This is a genomic window from Paenibacillus sp. J31P190, assembly GCF_059692075.1.
The window spans coordinates 43,608-59,307 of the sequence record NZ_JCAUAS010000010.1; the positions used below are offsets into that span (position 1 = coordinate 43,608).

At 45.4% G+C, this 15,700-nt stretch carries 14 protein-coding genes; 9 read left to right on the forward strand and 5 right to left on the reverse strand.

Annotation, left to right across the window (positions count from 1 at the left end; all coding sequences use genetic code 11):
* The first annotated feature begins 147 nt into the window (after positions 1 to 147).
* The 3 genes from AC58U0_RS18635 to AC58U0_RS18645 all read left to right on the forward strand — a co-directional run bounded on the left by AC58U0_RS18635 (position 148) and on the right by AC58U0_RS18645 (position 1,644).
* The gene (locus tag AC58U0_RS18635) at positions 148 to 903 is read left to right on the forward strand and encodes a GTP pyrophosphokinase (RefSeq protein WP_497380643.1); all 756 of its coding nucleotides are present in this window, start codon (positions 148 to 150) and stop codon (positions 901 to 903) included.
* 76 nt (positions 904 to 979) lie between these two features.
* Positions 980 to 1,207, forward strand: a complete 228-nt coding sequence (locus AC58U0_RS18640; protein WP_060646304.1) for a hypothetical protein — start codon at positions 980 to 982, stop codon at positions 1,205 to 1,207.
* Positions 1,204 to 1,644 carry a DUF6526 family protein gene (locus AC58U0_RS18645; protein WP_497380459.1) on the forward strand — a complete coding sequence of 147 codons (441 nt, stop codon included), beginning with the start codon at positions 1,204 to 1,206 and terminating at the stop codon, positions 1,642 to 1,644. The genes AC58U0_RS18640 and AC58U0_RS18645 overlap by 4 nt, the downstream gene beginning before the upstream one ends.
* Positions 1,645 to 1,772: 128 nt before the next feature.
* Here the strand turns inward: AC58U0_RS18645 and AC58U0_RS18650 are convergent, their stop codons facing one another.
* Positions 1,773 to 2,702: a DNA-binding domain-containing protein gene (locus tag AC58U0_RS18650; RefSeq protein WP_497380460.1), complete on the reverse strand. Its 930-nt coding sequence runs from the start codon at positions 2,700 to 2,702 to the stop codon at positions 1,773 to 1,775.
* A 4-nt stretch (positions 2,703 to 2,706) separates the two neighbouring features.
* Positions 2,707 to 3,978, reverse strand: coding sequence for a sensor histidine kinase (locus tag AC58U0_RS18655; protein ID WP_497380461.1), 1,272 nt, complete (start codon positions 3,976 to 3,978; stop codon positions 2,707 to 2,709).
* 234 nt (positions 3,979 to 4,212) lie between these two features.
* Here AC58U0_RS18655 and AC58U0_RS18660 point away from each other — a divergent pair, with 234 nt between their 5' ends.
* The 4 genes from AC58U0_RS18660 to AC58U0_RS18675 all read left to right on the forward strand — a co-directional run bounded on the left by AC58U0_RS18660 (position 4,213) and on the right by AC58U0_RS18675 (position 12,215).
* A complete protein-coding gene (locus AC58U0_RS18660) occupies positions 4,213 to 5,478 on the forward strand; it encodes a cation:dicarboxylate symporter family transporter (RefSeq protein ID WP_497380462.1) in 1,266 nt (421 codons plus the stop codon).
* A 25-nt stretch (positions 5,479 to 5,503) separates the two neighbouring features.
* A complete protein-coding gene (gene aspA, locus AC58U0_RS18665) occupies positions 5,504 to 6,931 on the forward strand; it encodes an aspartate ammonia-lyase (RefSeq protein ID WP_497380464.1) in 1,428 nt (475 codons plus the stop codon).
* 50 nt (positions 6,932 to 6,981) lie between these two features.
* Positions 6,982 to 8,409 (forward strand): NAD-dependent malic enzyme, encoded by a 1,428-nt coding sequence (locus AC58U0_RS18670; protein ID WP_497380465.1) that lies wholly within the window; start codon positions 6,982 to 6,984, stop codon positions 8,407 to 8,409.
* 248 nt (positions 8,410 to 8,657) lie between these two features.
* The gene (locus tag AC58U0_RS18675; RefSeq protein WP_497380466.1) at positions 8,658 to 12,215 is read left to right on the forward strand and encodes an Npt1/Npt2 family nucleotide transporter; all 3,558 of its coding nucleotides are present in this window, start codon (positions 8,658 to 8,660) and stop codon (positions 12,213 to 12,215) included.
* Positions 12,216 to 12,734: 519 nt separating this feature from the next.
* Here AC58U0_RS18675 and AC58U0_RS18680 read toward each other — a convergent pair.
* The 3 genes from AC58U0_RS18680 to AC58U0_RS18690 all read right to left on the reverse strand — a co-directional run bounded on the left by AC58U0_RS18680 (position 12,735) and on the right by AC58U0_RS18690 (position 14,087).
* Complete coding sequence (locus tag AC58U0_RS18680; protein ID WP_057302589.1) at positions 12,735 to 13,112, reverse strand: hypothetical protein; 378 nt, start codon at positions 13,110 to 13,112, stop codon at positions 12,735 to 12,737.
* Between the two features lie 41 nt (positions 13,113 to 13,153).
* Positions 13,154 to 13,513, reverse strand: a complete 360-nt coding sequence (locus AC58U0_RS18685; protein WP_497380467.1) for a hypothetical protein — start codon at positions 13,511 to 13,513, stop codon at positions 13,154 to 13,156.
* Positions 13,514 to 13,679: 166 nt separating this feature from the next.
* Positions 13,680 to 14,087 (reverse strand): DUF1761 domain-containing protein, encoded by a 408-nt coding sequence (locus tag AC58U0_RS18690; protein ID WP_497380468.1) that lies wholly within the window; start codon positions 14,085 to 14,087, stop codon positions 13,680 to 13,682.
* Between the two features lie 227 nt (positions 14,088 to 14,314).
* On the opposite strand from AC58U0_RS18690, the gene AC58U0_RS18695 reads away from it, so the two are divergent.
* Both AC58U0_RS18695 and AC58U0_RS18700 read left to right on the forward strand, forming a co-directional pair.
* On the forward strand, positions 14,315 to 14,773 hold the full coding sequence (locus AC58U0_RS18695) for a hypothetical protein (protein ID WP_497380469.1): 459 nt from the start codon (positions 14,315 to 14,317) through the stop codon (positions 14,771 to 14,773).
* Positions 14,774 to 14,848: 75 nt separating this feature from the next.
* A complete protein-coding gene (locus AC58U0_RS18700) occupies positions 14,849 to 15,622 on the forward strand; it encodes a hypothetical protein (RefSeq protein ID WP_497380471.1) in 774 nt (257 codons plus the stop codon).
* Positions 15,623 to 15,700 lie beyond the last annotated feature (78 nt).

Genomic DNA, 15,700 nt, shown 5'->3' on the forward strand with positions numbered 1-15,700 from the left:
CGTAAGTATTCATTTGATAGGAGTACTATACCAAGCCGCCACGGCAGGTGTCAATAAGAACACCAAATTTGCACCGAGTGATACATGTGAATTACACTAGCAAGGACTGGTAAAATAACCACGACCAAAGGATGGAAACAACTCATGATGAATCAACTTTCGATCAATGATTTAAAACGATTCAAGAACGAACTGACACGATTTATGATGACGTATAAGTTCGCACTGGATGAGATAGAGACCAGAATTGAAATTCTCGTACAGGAATTCGAAATGCTGCATGAATATAATCCTATTGAACATACCAAATCCCGCTTGAAGTCTCCGGAAAGTATCTTTCACAAGCTCAACAGAAAAGGAGGAGATGTTTCGTTCTCAGGGATTAAGGAGAGTATTAAAGACATCGCAGGTATGAGGATTACGTGTTCGTTTGTCTCTGATATATATGTCATAAGCCAGATGCTGAAGAGTCAAAGCGACCTTAAAGTGCTGGATGAGAAGGATTATATCAAGAATCCGAAGCCTAATGGCTACCAAAGTCTTCATTTGATCATCGAAGTGCCTGTGCATTTGTCGGATCGATTAGAAAGTGTGTGCATCGAAGTTCAGATTCGAACGATTGCGATGGACTTTTGGGCCAGTTTGGAGCATAAAATCTATTATAAGTTCAATCAAGGCAATCAAGCTGTACCAGCGCGGCTTCTGGATGAATTAAAGCAAGCGGCTGCAGCTGCGTCAGCTTTGGATCTGCAAATGGAACGCTTGCATGCCGAAATTGAAGTCATTAAAGAAGAACAATCGGAAACCATGGACGATAAGTTGAATCGAATTATCATTAACAATCAGCAATTTGCCTTACCACAAGCGTTGCTGGAGCTTTTAAATGATGAGGACGTGAAGTAGTATCCGCTAATTGGATGATGCCTCTTTTAATTTCTGTGGTATAATCAAGGTAACGGAATTAGAAGGGTGCGAGGAAATGAATACTTTTGAAGACTGGAATCAGAAAGTGAAGTCAACGTTCAACGCTACAAGTAATGAAGAAGTACTAACCGTTATGGAAGCGGGAGAATCGTTAGGTCTTTCTAAAGATCAGATGAAACTGTATGTGGACAAAAACAAGTTAACCAAGGTGCCAATTATGAGAAGTGTTCATCGCTATCTGTTATTAAAAAGTGAGATCGATGAAATCGTGGAGAAATTATGAGTAACGGTCATCAAAACTATGCGAATCATCATAGAATGCATCCGCTGTTTCACTTTGTTTACAGTGTACTGGCGCTGGGTTTAGTGATTTTATCACTAATCCAGCTCGTTAGGTCAGTGCAATCCGGGGCAGACGTGCTGCCCGCTGCTATTTTTCTGCTCATTTCTATTATTTTAATCGTTGTATTTCTCCTTGTACGGTCCTATCCGTTAAAAGCGCAGGATCGCGCGATACGGGCAGAAGAGAATCTCAGGCACTATGTGTTGACTCAGAAGTTGCTGGATAACAAGCTCACGATAGGGCAAATTGCCGCTTTGCGTTTTGCTTCCGATGAGGAGTTTCCTACACTTTGTAAGAAGGCTGCCGCGGAGCAGTTGTCACCTGACGCGATTAAGAAGTCGATCAGGAGCTGGAGAAGCGACAACTACCGAGTATAGTGCGGCTCTTTTAGGTTAGAAAAGTAGAAAATGGTGGTGCAAGGTTATTCTTGCTCCGCCATTTTTTTTTGCGATCGCATCGTTTACTCCCGGATTGAATATTCCGGATCAAGTTATACGGAGCTTTCTCACAGCTGGCTAATCAATTTTTTAGCTTCCAAATAAAGCACCTGAATAAACTTTTTTGTGTTTTGTCGGATGATACTCTGAGACTCATCTTCCTTATTCTCCAGTTCCCTCATTCTTTTGCGGACATCGCTTAGGTCAAAAAATTTATTCGAGTATTCCTCAAACTTCGGATTCGAATAATCAAGCAATCCAAGGGAGGCTAGGTTTGTTAGCGCTTGGTTCACAGTCCGCCGTACCCGCTGCTCGGCTGCCTTGACTTCTTTTCTCAAATCGCTGTCGGAGGCTGAAGGGGCTAATTTTTTTTCGGCGACTTTTTGAAAAATTTCATGAAGCGGCGGAAAGTTAAGCTCCAGCGGTTGTTTCATATCCGTACGATACAAATAATCAAGCATCTCCAATAAGTCCTTGCAGCCGGACTCGCCGATTAATCCAAGGTCGGATAAGACATAATTCCCGCTTGTTACTATCGTTTTTGCACTGGAAGACGAATCTTTCTCCGTAAGAACGCCGTTAATGCCGATGGCACTTAGTGATTTCTGAATGTTTCGTATGGATTGGTGCAGCCTAAGCAGCTCGGAAACCTTACGAATAACAGCGATCAATTCCAATCGGTTGATCGGTTTCGTGATGTAATACTCAATTCCGCAGGAATAAGCTAACCCAATCATTTCCTTCGACTCTACTTGAGAAATCATGATGATTTTGCCTTCGAAGTTACCGGAAATCTCACGAACGGTTTCTATGCCGTCACGATCAGGCATCAATAAATCGATAAGAACGATATCCACTTGCTTGAGGGCAAGCAGATCGCTGTCAATGTGTGCCCCATCTGCGGCCTCACCTACGATAGTTCCCAAATCCTCATCCTCGATAATATGCTCCAGCATGGAACGCACGGCCGGATCGTCATCGATAATAAAAAATCGCATCCTGTTATTCCTCCTTTCCGATCTGGCTCACTGGTAATGTGATGATGAAATTAGCACCAACCCCATCATTGCCGGTTTGAACCCGTATGGTCCCATGAAGCTGCTCGGTTTCTTGTTTCACGTAAGCGAGTCCTATCCCCGTGGAAGGGTTGCCGGATTCATCATATTTCGTAGTAAACCCTGGCATGAAGATCCGATCATGAAGCTTAGGCGCAATACCTGGACCGTTGTCAACTACACTGATAACGATATCATCTCCGTTTCGAATCACGCTAATCCTGATATAGCCTGACTCCAGAATGGCTTCAACGGCATTAGTCACTAGGTTATTAAGCAAGGACAAGGTGGCATACACGTGACATAATGGGAATTCACCATCGTTATTCAGCGAGAATGCAATCTTCTTGCCGAGGGATCTGGCATATTTCTCATTAGAACGTAAGACGATTCCGGCCAATTCATCCATGGGTAAGTAATCGCTATCATGTGAAATTAAACCGGACAACCCCGCGTAAATCCGTTGATTATCTTTTTTGATTTCATGAACCTGACCGGCAATTCGGAGCGCTTTTTGCGACAGGTCATCGATTCCCTGAAGATGCACATCCTTTAAAGACTGATATAGTTCATAACTAACCCGCGTTATATATTCCGCATTGTGCAGCGTTTTCTTCAACTGGACAGATTCTTCATACAGCTCGGAGATCAGCATGATCATCTTCTCGTTTTCTTTGCGCTGCTGCTCTTCGGCTGCCCTCGAATGGCGCAACTTCACGATATTGAAAATTCCTAGCACGAAGAAACTGCGAAAAAAAGCAATTAAGGCAATCTGATTCCAGGTGGTAAGAGAAGTCATCTCGGCGAAGGATGTATATCGAAACAGCAGTTCCGCCGACGTCGCGGCGATTTCAATCGATACACCGAGAAAGCCGACGATAAGCGGCCGATTATGATAACGGTTCATACGAACTGCCGTGAAGACGATTCCATAGGTCAAGTAGTAGAAGAATACCGGGTAATGATGATGAAAGGAAGCGGTCCAGCTCCAATCCGAGTCAAGGAACGCCTGAAGCCCCGTTCGAAAGAGCGCAACGGATATCCCGACAAGAAGACCTGAGACAAGAGGGGAAGGAGTCCGCAGCCACAACAGGAAAAGGAAGAAGGTTGGGGTGCCTAAACTAACCCGAAACTCATCTCGAAACGGATAGAAATTCAACTCGCCTGCGATCGGAACCGAAATGATCATGAGTATAAGCAGGAACCATTTTTCCTTCAAAGTGTCTTATTTCCCTCCTTCTCACATGAAGTAAAAGTCATTCGACATAGTTTGCGTTATTCCTTCTATACGTATAGCTTGCTTTTACACACGTATATTTTTTGAAAAAAATTATAAAGAGAATTTGTAGATTCGTCTAGCTTTCTGTAGATTGCCCTCTAAGATAGAAATCTATTAAAGCGTTACCAAAAGCTTTCGCGAAAAAGAAAGCGCTTAACAAAAGGGGGAATTATCATGAAAAAGTTCGGATTAGCATTTCAAATTTTGTTTGGTCTCATTTTGGGGATTATCGTAGGAGCTATATTTTTTGGAAACCCAACTGTTGAGAGCTACTTAAAGCCATTGGGCGATATTTTCATCCGTTTGATTAAAATGATTGTCGTTCCCATCGTCGTTTCTTCGCTTGTTGTCGGAGTAGCGGGCGTTGGGGATATGAAAAGGCTGGGCAAGCTTGGCGGAAAGACGATTCTTTATTTTGAAATCGTAACGACGATCGCCATTATTTTTGGATTAGTCGTGGCCAATCTATTGAAGCCTGGAGCAGGCGTCAATATGTCTGCGCTTGCAAAGACGGATATTAACAAGTACGTCGAAGCGACGGAGAAGATGACCAGCCACAGTTTCATTGATACGTTCGTCAATATCGTTCCGAAAAACGTGTTTGAATCTTTGGTTGCAGGTGATATGCTGGCCATTATTTTCTTCTCGGTATTTCTTGGCTTGGGTATTGCCGCAGTTGGTGAGAAAGGGAAGCCGGTTCTATCCTTCTTTCAGGGACTCTCAGAATCGATGTTTTGGGTGACCAACCAAATTATGAAATTCGCACCGCTTGGTGTTTTCGGATTGATTGGTGTGACGGTATCCAAATTCGGGGTAGGCTCTTTGGTTCCACTAGGTAAGCTGGTGTTTGCCGTGTACCTTGGGATGTTCCTGTTTGTGTTCGTCGTGCTCGGCTTGATCTCCAAGCTTTGCGGCACCAGTGTAATGACCATTATTCGCATTCTAAAAGACGAGCTGATCCTCGCTTTCTCTACAGCAAGCTCCGAAACGGCTATGCCTAAGATGATGGAGAAAATGGAGAAATTCGGTGTACCGAAGGCGATCACCTCTTTTGTTATTCCCACAGGTTATTCGTTCAACCTGGACGGCTCAACGCTATATCAAGCCATAGCAGCTCTATTTATTGCTCAAATGTATGGCATTGACATGTCGATCAGCGCTCAGATCACCTTGATGCTTGCTCTTATGCTGACATCCAAAGGAATTGCCGGTGTGCCGGGTGCCTCTTTTATCGTGCTGCTGGCTACGCTGGGATCGGTTGGGATTCCGCTCGAAGGACTTGCTTTTATCGCAGGAATTGACCGTATTCTGGATATGGCCCGTACGGCAGTCAATGTGGTCGGCAACTCCATTGCCGCGGTTGTTATGGCGAAGTGGGAAGGGCAGTACGATAAGAAAAAAGGCAAGCAATATGTAGAGTCTGTTAAGAAAGCTGCGTAATTGAAATCACTTGGGGGTTATAACAATGACAACAGCTCAATTAAGGGTGGAAAAAGATTTTCTTGGTTCAAAAGAAGTGCCCATAGATGCTTATTACGGGATTCAAACACTGCGTGCAGTCGAAAATTTCCCGATAACAGGTTACCGCATTCATGAAGAATTAATTCGTGCGATGGCGACTGTGAAAAAAGCGGCAGCAGTAGCGAACATGGAGATTAGGCAGTTGAACCCTCGTATCGGGAATGCTGTCGTTCAAGCAGCACAGGAAATTATAGATGGGAAATGGCACGATCAATTCATCGTCGATCCGATTCAAGGCGGAGCAGGAACGTCCATCAATATGAATGCCAACGAGGTTATCGCCAATCGGGCTATCGAGCTGCTCGGGGGTACGAAGGGAGATTATTTTGCAGTAAGTCCCAATACGCATGTGAATATGGCTCAGTCAACCAATGATGCGTTTCCGACAGCGATTCATATCGCCACACTCTCTCAGATTGAGAAGCTGCTTGTAACGATGGAAGAGCTGCTCGAGGCGTTTTGCATCAAAGCCGTTCAATTCGACGGTATTATCAAAATGGGCCGGACCCATCTGCAGGACGGCGTACCCATTCGACTGGGACAGGAGTTTGAGGCCTACAGTCGAGTGCTGGCTCGCGATATTAAGCGGATTAAGCAAACACGTGATCATTTATATGAAGTCAACATGGGTGCAACAGCCGTTGGAACTGGCCTAAATGCTGACCCGCGCTACATTAAACGGGTTGTGGAAGTGCTTGCTGAGCTGAGTGGATTGCCGCTTATCAATGCCGAGCATCTGGTGGATGCGACGCAGAATACGGATGCGTACACCGAAGTGTCGTCTGCATTGAAGGTGTGCATGATCAATATGTCCAAGATTGCCAACGACTTGCGATTGCTCGCTTCAGGACCTCGCGCCGGGCTCGGGGAGATTCAGCTGCCTGCGCGCCAACCGGGCTCTTCTATTATGCCGGGCAAGGTGAATCCAGTGATGGCGGAGGTCGTCAATCAAGTAGCCTTCCAGGTCATCGGCAACGACCACACGATTTGTCTGGCGTCCGAGGCGGGTCAGCTTGAACTTAATGTGATGGAGCCTGTGCTGGTGTTCAATTTATTGCAATCGCTTAGCATGATGAATCAAGTATTCCAAGCATTCCGCGTGCATTGTTTGGAAGGGATCGAAGCTAATGAGGAGCGCTGCAAACAATATGTGGAACAAAGTGTAGGCGTGATTACGGCGCTTAATCCACATCTCGGCTACGAAGTGGTGGCACGAATTGCGCGTGAAGCCATTTTAACAGGAAAGCCTGTTAGAGAGCTCTGTCTGATCTACAATGTTCTGACGGAAGAGGAACTGCAAATTATTCTCGATCCATATGAGATGACAAACCCGGGGATCGCGGGAGCTGAGCTGCTGGAAGGCAAGCAATAAAAGCTAGAGGGCAAGGCTCAATTGCAAAATTAAAGGGAGTGAACAGGAACATGTCAGTTCCAAGCGGTGCATCGACTTATATGATTTTTCGGCTTCAAATCGATAAAGAGTTAACCTCACTCGGCGATATCGCGGCTACCATAGAAAAGGCAGGAGGAGATGTCGTAGGCATAGACGTCATTTCTTCCAGTCGCATGAGTACCGTTCGCGATATTACTGTGAATGTTTTCGATCAAACACATAGTCAGCTTATCGGCGAGTCTCTTCAAAGTTTAAGCGGTGTAAAGGTGATTCACGTATCGGACCGGACCTTCCTTGTCCACTTAGGCGGGAAGATTGAGATCAATTCGAAAATTCCAGTCAAAAACCGAGATGATTTGTCCCGGGTGTACACCCCTGGGGTCGCTCAAATTTGTACCGCTATTGCGGAAGAGCCAAGCAAAGCCTATTTACTGACGATCAAACGGAATATGATCGCGGTGGTATCCGACGGTACGGCTGTACTTGGGCTTGGCGACATCGGACCGTTGGCCGCGATGCCGGTGATGGAAGGCAAGGCGATGCTGTTCAAACAATTCGCGGGCGTGGATGCATTCCCCATCTGCCTTGACACGAAGGACCCTGATGAAATCGTCAGCATCATCAAAGCGATAGCTCCGGCGTTCGGAGGCATCAATCTAGAGGACATCTCGTCGCCTCGCTGCTTTGAGATCGAAGAACGGCTGAAGCGTGAACTCGATATTCCCGTGTTTCATGATGATCAACACGGCACGGCGGTCGTGCTGCTGGCCGGTTTGTTGAATGCGTTGAAAATAACGGGCAAACAAATGTCGGATATTAAAGTTGTTGTTAACGGCATTGGGGCGGCAGGTATCGCTTGTTCTAAGATGCTGCTCGCTGCCGGAGTGCGTAACTTAATCGGGGTGGATCGCTATGGCGCTATTAACCGAAATACGCAGTACGACAATGCGCATTGGACCGATTTTGCCCAGATGACGAATCCGAACTTGGAAGCAGGGAGCTTGTCCGACGTTATCCAGCATGCGGATGTATTCATTGGCGTTTCAGCTCCTAACATTTTAACGGTAGATGATGTCCGATCCATGGCGAGGGACCCGATTGTCTTCGCGATGGCGAACCCAATGCCGGAGATCGATCCCGAGCTTGCCAAGCCGTATGTGAGAGTGATGGCTACAGGGAGATCTGATAAGCCGAATCAAATCAATAACGTTCTTTGCTTTCCCGGTATTTTCCGCGGTGCTTTGGATTGCAGGGCGAGTGAGATTAATGAGGAAATGAAGCTCGCGGCTGCTCAAGCTATTGCATCCGTAGTAACCGATGAAGAATTGAACGAGACTTATATCATTCCCAGTGTCTTTAACCAGAAAGTGGTGGAAAAGGTAAGGGAGGCTGTTGTAGAAGCTGCCTATCGTACAGGGGTGGCACGCAAGAGCATGAGAGATTCGAATAAGGAGTAGATGAGTCACCGAATAGGGCTAAGTTCTTCACCTTAAAGACATGATCTGAAAGGAAATAGTCATGGCATAGAACCGTTCCGGTGCTGGAGCGGTTTCTTTGCGTTTTTAGCCAATTGAAGTTGGTTATGCTTCGTAAAATCGTGACGAATTTTGTCTCTTTTTTTTGATAAATTAGTTATTTAATCCTAGGACTTCTGGTACAATTTCATTAGGCGTCTTTAAGCGTCGAATCTAAAATGAGGTGTATCATGAGCCGTATGATGTTTAGTAAAACCTATCAGTCCTTCTTACATAAATTCGCTGAAGATAAGCAAGAGTATGGAAAAGTTTTTCTCTTATTCGCTTATTTGTTTTGTGTCGTTTCAGCTTCGACCATCGGGAGAACCGCGGCAGATACGCTTTTTTTAAGCCGGTTTGATAATTCGTATTTATCCCTGATGTACTTGCCGCAGGCCCTGGTCATGATCATGGCAGGAGTTCTTTTTCAGCGATACTCACCGAAGGTTCGGTTGGAGAGTCTCATGAAGATCTTAATACCGCTTATCTCCGTACTGGTTCTAGTATCTAGGTTTGGTGTGGGGCTTGAGCTGCGGTGGGTGTTTCCCGTTATCTACATCGGCTATGACGTGTTTAATTTCCTAATGATTGTTTGTTTCTGGCAGTTCGCCACATCCGTGATGAATCAGAGGAAAGCGAAACAGATGATCGGAATCGTAGGGAGCGGGGGGATTACGGGGGGGATTTTAAGCGGTTTTGGGCTAAAAGCACTCGTTCCGCTCGTAGGCACGGCGAATCTGATTTACTTTTATGCGGGTTTACAGCTGCTTGGTTTGGTGGCCGTTTATTTGATATTAAGTTTCGCAAAGGAAACGATAGAAGCCAAGCCGGCACAGCCTAGGACAACAACGGCGAAGCAGGCCGTACAACGGAAATCAGGTTTATTCGCGAGCGTTCCTCATCTGAAATATGTCGCCGTTTTATCCGCAGCACTCGTGTTATCTCTCACATTAATCGATTATCAATTCAAGGTGATCCTGAGAGGGACTTTACAGAATGAGGCCTTGGCCGGATTTATGGGCAGCTTCTATGGGTTCTCCGGGCTGATTGCTTTATTCGTTCAGTTGTTTATATCCAGTCGCATTTTGACGCGATTCGGTGTGATGACCGCCTTGCTTGTCTTCCCGATTACCTTAATAGCCGGCAGTTTCGGCATTTTAGTGCTGCCTGTACTGGCTATGGCTGTCATCGTGAAGGGAAGCGATAAAGTTGTTGGAGATACGCTCTACTCGTCTGTGAGCCAATTAGTGATGTTTCCTGTTCCACCGGAATGGCGGGGCAGAGCGAAGAGCTTCCTAGACGGCATAGTCCGTAATGGGGCCAAAGGGCTGGCTGCCATTTGTTTACTTATCGTAACGCGGCTGCTTGCTCCTGAACAACTGAGTTATATTGTGCTGGTTTTGCTTGTGATTGGGATTGTTGCGGGGGTAAAGGTCAAGAAAGCCTATTTGCATACCCTCTTGTCCAATCTCAAAACAGGGGGAGACGATCTTCAGAAGGTTGAACTCAATCTAATGGATCCAGCCAGTCGGAAAATCCTGATAGATACGCTATCCAGCTCGGATAAGCAGCAAGCTTTGTATGCCTTTGGTCTTATGCGAGAGATGGACTCCTTCGACTTAACGCCTCATTTGGAGGGACTGCTGCATCATTCAATTCCTGAAATGTGTATAGAAGCATTGGCCTATGTGGAGCAAAAGGTACCGGAGGGACTCGAACCTATCCTGCAATCCTTGGTGGCAACCGAAGACAATCAGGTGAAAGCGAAAGCAATACTAGCGCTAGCAGCTTATGCGAAAGAGGAATATGTGGATGAAATAACCGTTCATCTAGAAGATCAGTCGGTGGAAGTTCAAGCTGCGGCCATCGCTGGATTGGTCAAATATTATAGCATTGAGGGTATGTTTCGAGCCGTCGGAAAACTGAAGCAAATGATGGAAAGCGGGCAGGAAGAAGAACGGATCGCGATGGCTGCTTTATTTGGGCAAATTCGGGTGAAAAACTTCTATAAACCGTTGATTTCTCTTTTAAAAGACAGCAGTCCTCAGGTTCGAATTCGCGCTTTAGAATCTGCGGCTATTCTTCATGTACCTCCGTTAATTGAACCGATTATTGCCATGTTAAAAGACAGCCAAACCCGTCGGTACGCCACCCAGGCCCTTGCTGCTTATGATGAACAAGATATTTTGCCGCAATTAGCGCCTTATTTAAACCAGAGAGAAATTGGCTTATATTTACCAGCCGTATTCGAACGAATCGCAACGCAGAGTGCCTTCGATATGTTGTTCGATTGTTACGAGGCTGCCAACTATGACATGCGTGATCGTATTTTGGAATCGCTGCTTCGTATGCATAAGAGACTGCCCTTTGTGGACAGCCAGAAAGTAGAGACTTATATTCTCCACGAGTTAAAGCTGTATGGACAGTTTGCTGAACATGGGGCGAGCATAGTTGGGATAGAGGGCTGCGCTGACATCGAGAATATCATTAGAGAAATTCGAACAGCGATCAGTAGACGCGTCTTCCAGTTGTTATCGCTTATCTATGAAGAGAAAACGATGCAGGCCGTCTATATCGACTGGTCCGAAGGGGATTCCAGGCAGCAGGCCAATGCGGAAGAAGTAATCGATCAAACGCTGCGAGGAAACCTACGCACGGAAATGACGACATTCATGTCAGGCTCAAGTGTGGTGGCGAGGAATGTAATAACGGACATGCCGCTCAGCGAACATTTGAACTGGTTATCCGCGCAAGGGGATGATTGGCTCAAGCAAGCGATACAGCATCTCAACGTGAGCAAGTTGGGAACTTCGCTAAATGAGGATCTCTCGGATCTGATGCATCGGGTGCATTTGCTCCGCCATGTGTCTCTGTTCCAAGGGATGACAAGCAGGGATCTATCTGTAATTGCACAGCGATTACATAAGCTGAGTGTTCAGAAGGGTGCAGTCATCATTCAGGAAGGGGATATTGGAGATTCTCTGATGATTATGGACGGAGGCCGAGCGGGTGTATACCGAAGCGGGCAGCTGCTAGGCGAGGTGAAGCGGGGAGATTGCTTCGGTGAAATGGCGATTCTGACTCAGGGAGCCCGAACAGCAACCATTCGAGCCGAGGAGGATGTTCTTCTGTGGCGGCTGGATTCCTCTGTATTCTATGATATGATGTTCGATCAGACCAGCATTGCGGTTGAAATGATGAAGCTTCTATCCCGCAGGCTGCGATCCGAATTGGAGCGGGGACAGTCAGCGAATAAGTCTGAGCTAGAGCAAGGGCATGCGGAAGTCGCAGCCGCCCTGCAAATACCTGAAACCAGGCCGACAGAAGGCTTAACGAAGGACGAAGTCATTTTACGGCGGATCCTTGTGCTGCAAAAAATAGATTTGTTCGTGCATCTAGCTCCGGAGGATTTCTTATGGCTCGCTCAAAGAGTTGAAGAAGTCGCCTACGAACCAGGAGAAGTCATTTGCCGCGCAGGTGATTTCGGAGATACGATGTATGGCATTATCGAAGGAAGCGTTCGTGTGCATAGAGGCAGGGAAGAGTACGCGGTTCTACAGGAAGGTGCGTTCTTCGGTGAGATGGCGATTATCGACAGCGGTCCTCGCTCGGCCGACTGTACAGCGAAGGAAGCTGCCGTCCTGCTGCAGCTTCATCGGGATCTGGTGCTGACCTTTTGCTTCCAGAATATTGATGTTCTGCGCAGCATGATGAGAGTTATTGCGGATCGTTTGCGTGGCATGGCTTAGGGGAGAAGGAATGGAAGGATAAACGGCTTACGCAATTTTTTGGGAAGAGAGTTAGTTTAAAGTAGATGCGTAACATGCTAAGAATGGAGAGGATAAATGGCTTATGCTGTCCATTTGGATGGGAGTGTAAGTCAAGATTGATGTGTAAATGCTTAGGATACCTTCTGGTCAAAGTGAAGTTGTATTTTGTACAACATTAGGCTGGCTAATCCGCGTCTTTCCTCGCGATTGTTGCAGAACATACAACAATTTTTCCCGAAATTAGCCCCATCGGATGAAATGCGGTTAAATTGTTGTACAACATACAACATTGACAGTTTTGTAGGAAGAAACCAGCGAAATTGTTGTATGTTAAGCGGAATAAGTTGATGAAAATTCATGATCAAGTCGTAGTCCTTCCTAATGAGCTTCTCTTCATTTGATAGTGACATAGATGTGTGTTTACAACAAGTTAGTAACATAAAAAAACGCCCAAGCGGGCGCTTTTTTAGTTTCCATGAAGGACGACGGAGTCGGTTATCACATGGCGTATACACTTTTGATAATAATTTCAGGTAATTCTGCACGTTGTGCTTCATATTGCTCAGGCGTAATACTGCCGCTGGACAGCCGTAAGTTTAATTGTTCGGTTAACTCGGCTAATTGAAGCTCAATGACTTTCTGAACATCAACTTTGTTGGCTTCGGCAATATCGGCAAGAGATAGCCCATTATACTGGGCAATGTAGATGTCCTCCTCTGAGGATAGCCCCAGTACATGCAGCAGATCTTCTTTTATAGGAACAGTATTCTGTTTATTTGCAATTGGACTAGCTCTTAAAGGATCAATCCATGTGGTTCCCCCCATGCTTAGGGTAAGGGCCATTGTACTGATCAGGAGCATTTGCTTCCGGTTCATTGTATCCTCTTTTCTACTGATTGAACATTTGGTCATCATGCTTAGCGCCGCACAAAGGTCATGTGCCAACTGTCTGAACGACTCAAGGATCTTGAGTTCTTGGCTTTATTTACGGCACTTACGAGTAGGAAGATAAGCAAATCCTCGCCAGTTGTATTATTAACTAACACTTTACGAGGTGTTAAATCACCAGCTCCGCCTCTGGCTATAAAGACTCCGGTCGAGGGTTCGGCCTCTATTTTGATAGCAAAAGCCTCGTTGTTAAACAAGAAGTTGATATCTCTCAAAATTAACTTTTGTTTACTTTTCACACGAATAAGTATTTGCTGCAGCAGTATCGTTTTCCCAGCGCCAACCGAGATTGGTGAGCTGCCGCCAACGATTCCATTAAGTTGAAGCACTATCTCCACCCCCAAAGATCTTGTGCTCTAGTATATTCGAGTGAATGCCAAGTGGAATGGGGGGATATACCTGAATAAACGATTTAGACGACTTTGAAACACTTTAGGAGGCAATAAAAAAGAGCATCTCCCGCGGAGGCGCTCTTGTGAGTCTATACCAAAGACATTAGGACTGCCAGGCTCCAATGATAATGCCAGCAATCAAGTAGGATACCAAGTGGTAGCCGATGGTGATGAAATACAACTGCAATTTGCTACTCTCAAACAAATAATTCATCCCGATTTTCAGCGAAATGCTTAGACCGATAAGTAGCCCAATCGTAAGCCCTGTCAACCAAGTTGTCTCACTGCCAAGTGTCAAGAGAAGTGCCAGGATAAAGGCGCCCCCTAATGCGGTTAGTGCCGTGAGGATGTAAGTGATGGGGCCTCCGCCTTTCATCTCTTCCATTTTCATATTTCGCAGCTTGACCCATGCGTTTCCGAATAAGACCGGTGAATACCACAGGAATCCAAGTATCATGGTGCTTATTGTCGCAACAAGTACGGCAAGGTAGTTTACTTCTAATAGATTCAAGATTCTAGCCCCCATTATAGTGAATTAGGTGTATAGGAGCATTGTATCGTGTAGCTTCTTGGTTGTAAAAGCTTATTTACTACATTTCATCTGGTACGAAAGTATACCATCGTACACTGCGAAAGTAGTAGGTATAAATTACTCTAAAGGACGAAGTCACGAATCGTATGGCGGGATACAATAGGTTTGTAAGCGAGATTAGAACAAGAAGGAGGCAGGGCAGCACGATGATTCGTTTGAAACGCAAAGTGATGATCGTTTCATTGGGCCTCTCGACTTTCCTCATTATGGGTACGGCTTACGCCTACTCTGATGTAAGTACGCCTCTGCAAAATTGGTACAAAGCAAGTTTCCAGCAGGGGACGAAAGAAATGAATGCTATGGTCCAACAAGGGTTGGACGAAGCATCTCAATCTTTTAGTGTATCAGCGAATGAATCGGTATCTAAGGCAAATGCCAACTTGAAGAAGATGGCGGATGACACTAGTCATAATGCAATCGATAGCATAGAAGCGGCTAGTCAATTCTATGGTAGTCAAATCGAAAGCGCGACAGGGCTTGCTAAGACTGGTGCTGCAATAGATTTCGACAAGTACGTAAGTGCTTCGAAAAGTGCAAATGACCGTGAAATCGATCAATGGGCTCAGGATACGATTCAAGGATTAACGTTGAAGCTGGGCAACTAGTCAGTCATGGTGAGTTATGGGTTCACTTCAGGTGAGCGCGATGAAACAATATACTATTTTAAGGGAGATTGATGAATGATGAAAGCATTGAAAAGTAAATTAGCAATTGGTGTTATTGCAACAGGTTTAGTAGCAGGTATGGGTACAGCTTTCGCAGCAACAGACGCTGGCGGCCAACTTCAAAGCTGGTACTCCTCAGCAACAAAAGCAACAAAAGCACTAGTTGCCGGTGATGTATACGGTTATGTAGAAAGCAACAAAGCTAAGCTTATATCCGACTACAACACCATTAATAACACAGCAGTTAATGACGTGAAAACAGCTGGAACAGCTGAAACAGCTCGTGTACAAGGTTCCATCAACGGTCAAGTTACCACATACTCGAATGCTATTGACAGTAAAAATACAAGCATCAAAGGCAGCATGCCTGGCGAGTACAACAATGTTGTAAACGAAGCAAACAATTTTAACAATGGTGTTGTATGGGGATTAGGCGAAGCTGGTAAATTTGACATCAAAAAAGATGTTAACGCTCAAGGAACTTCATCAGTGAAAAGCCTGGAAACTGCTGTAGGTACAACTCAAACTCAAGCAGCGACTACTTTGACTAAGAAAATCGAAGATACGAAAGCAGAACTGAACACTTTGCTTGCTGCTGAAAGAACAGCTGCATCCCAAGAAATTAAAGACAACTTGGCTGCTAAAATCGCAGCTAAATTAGCAGAACTTCAAACACTTGCTGATACTCTAGAAACAGCAAACAAAAAAGCAATTACGGATAAAGGCGCTTCCCTTGAAACTACTGGTTTAGCAGCATTGGAAAGTATCGTAATCAACGGATTGAAATAATAACATAGGCTAACAGGCCCCGGTGACGGGGCCTCAAGCTTACTTTTATATTCACTAAGAGGAGAAGGAGGAATTCAT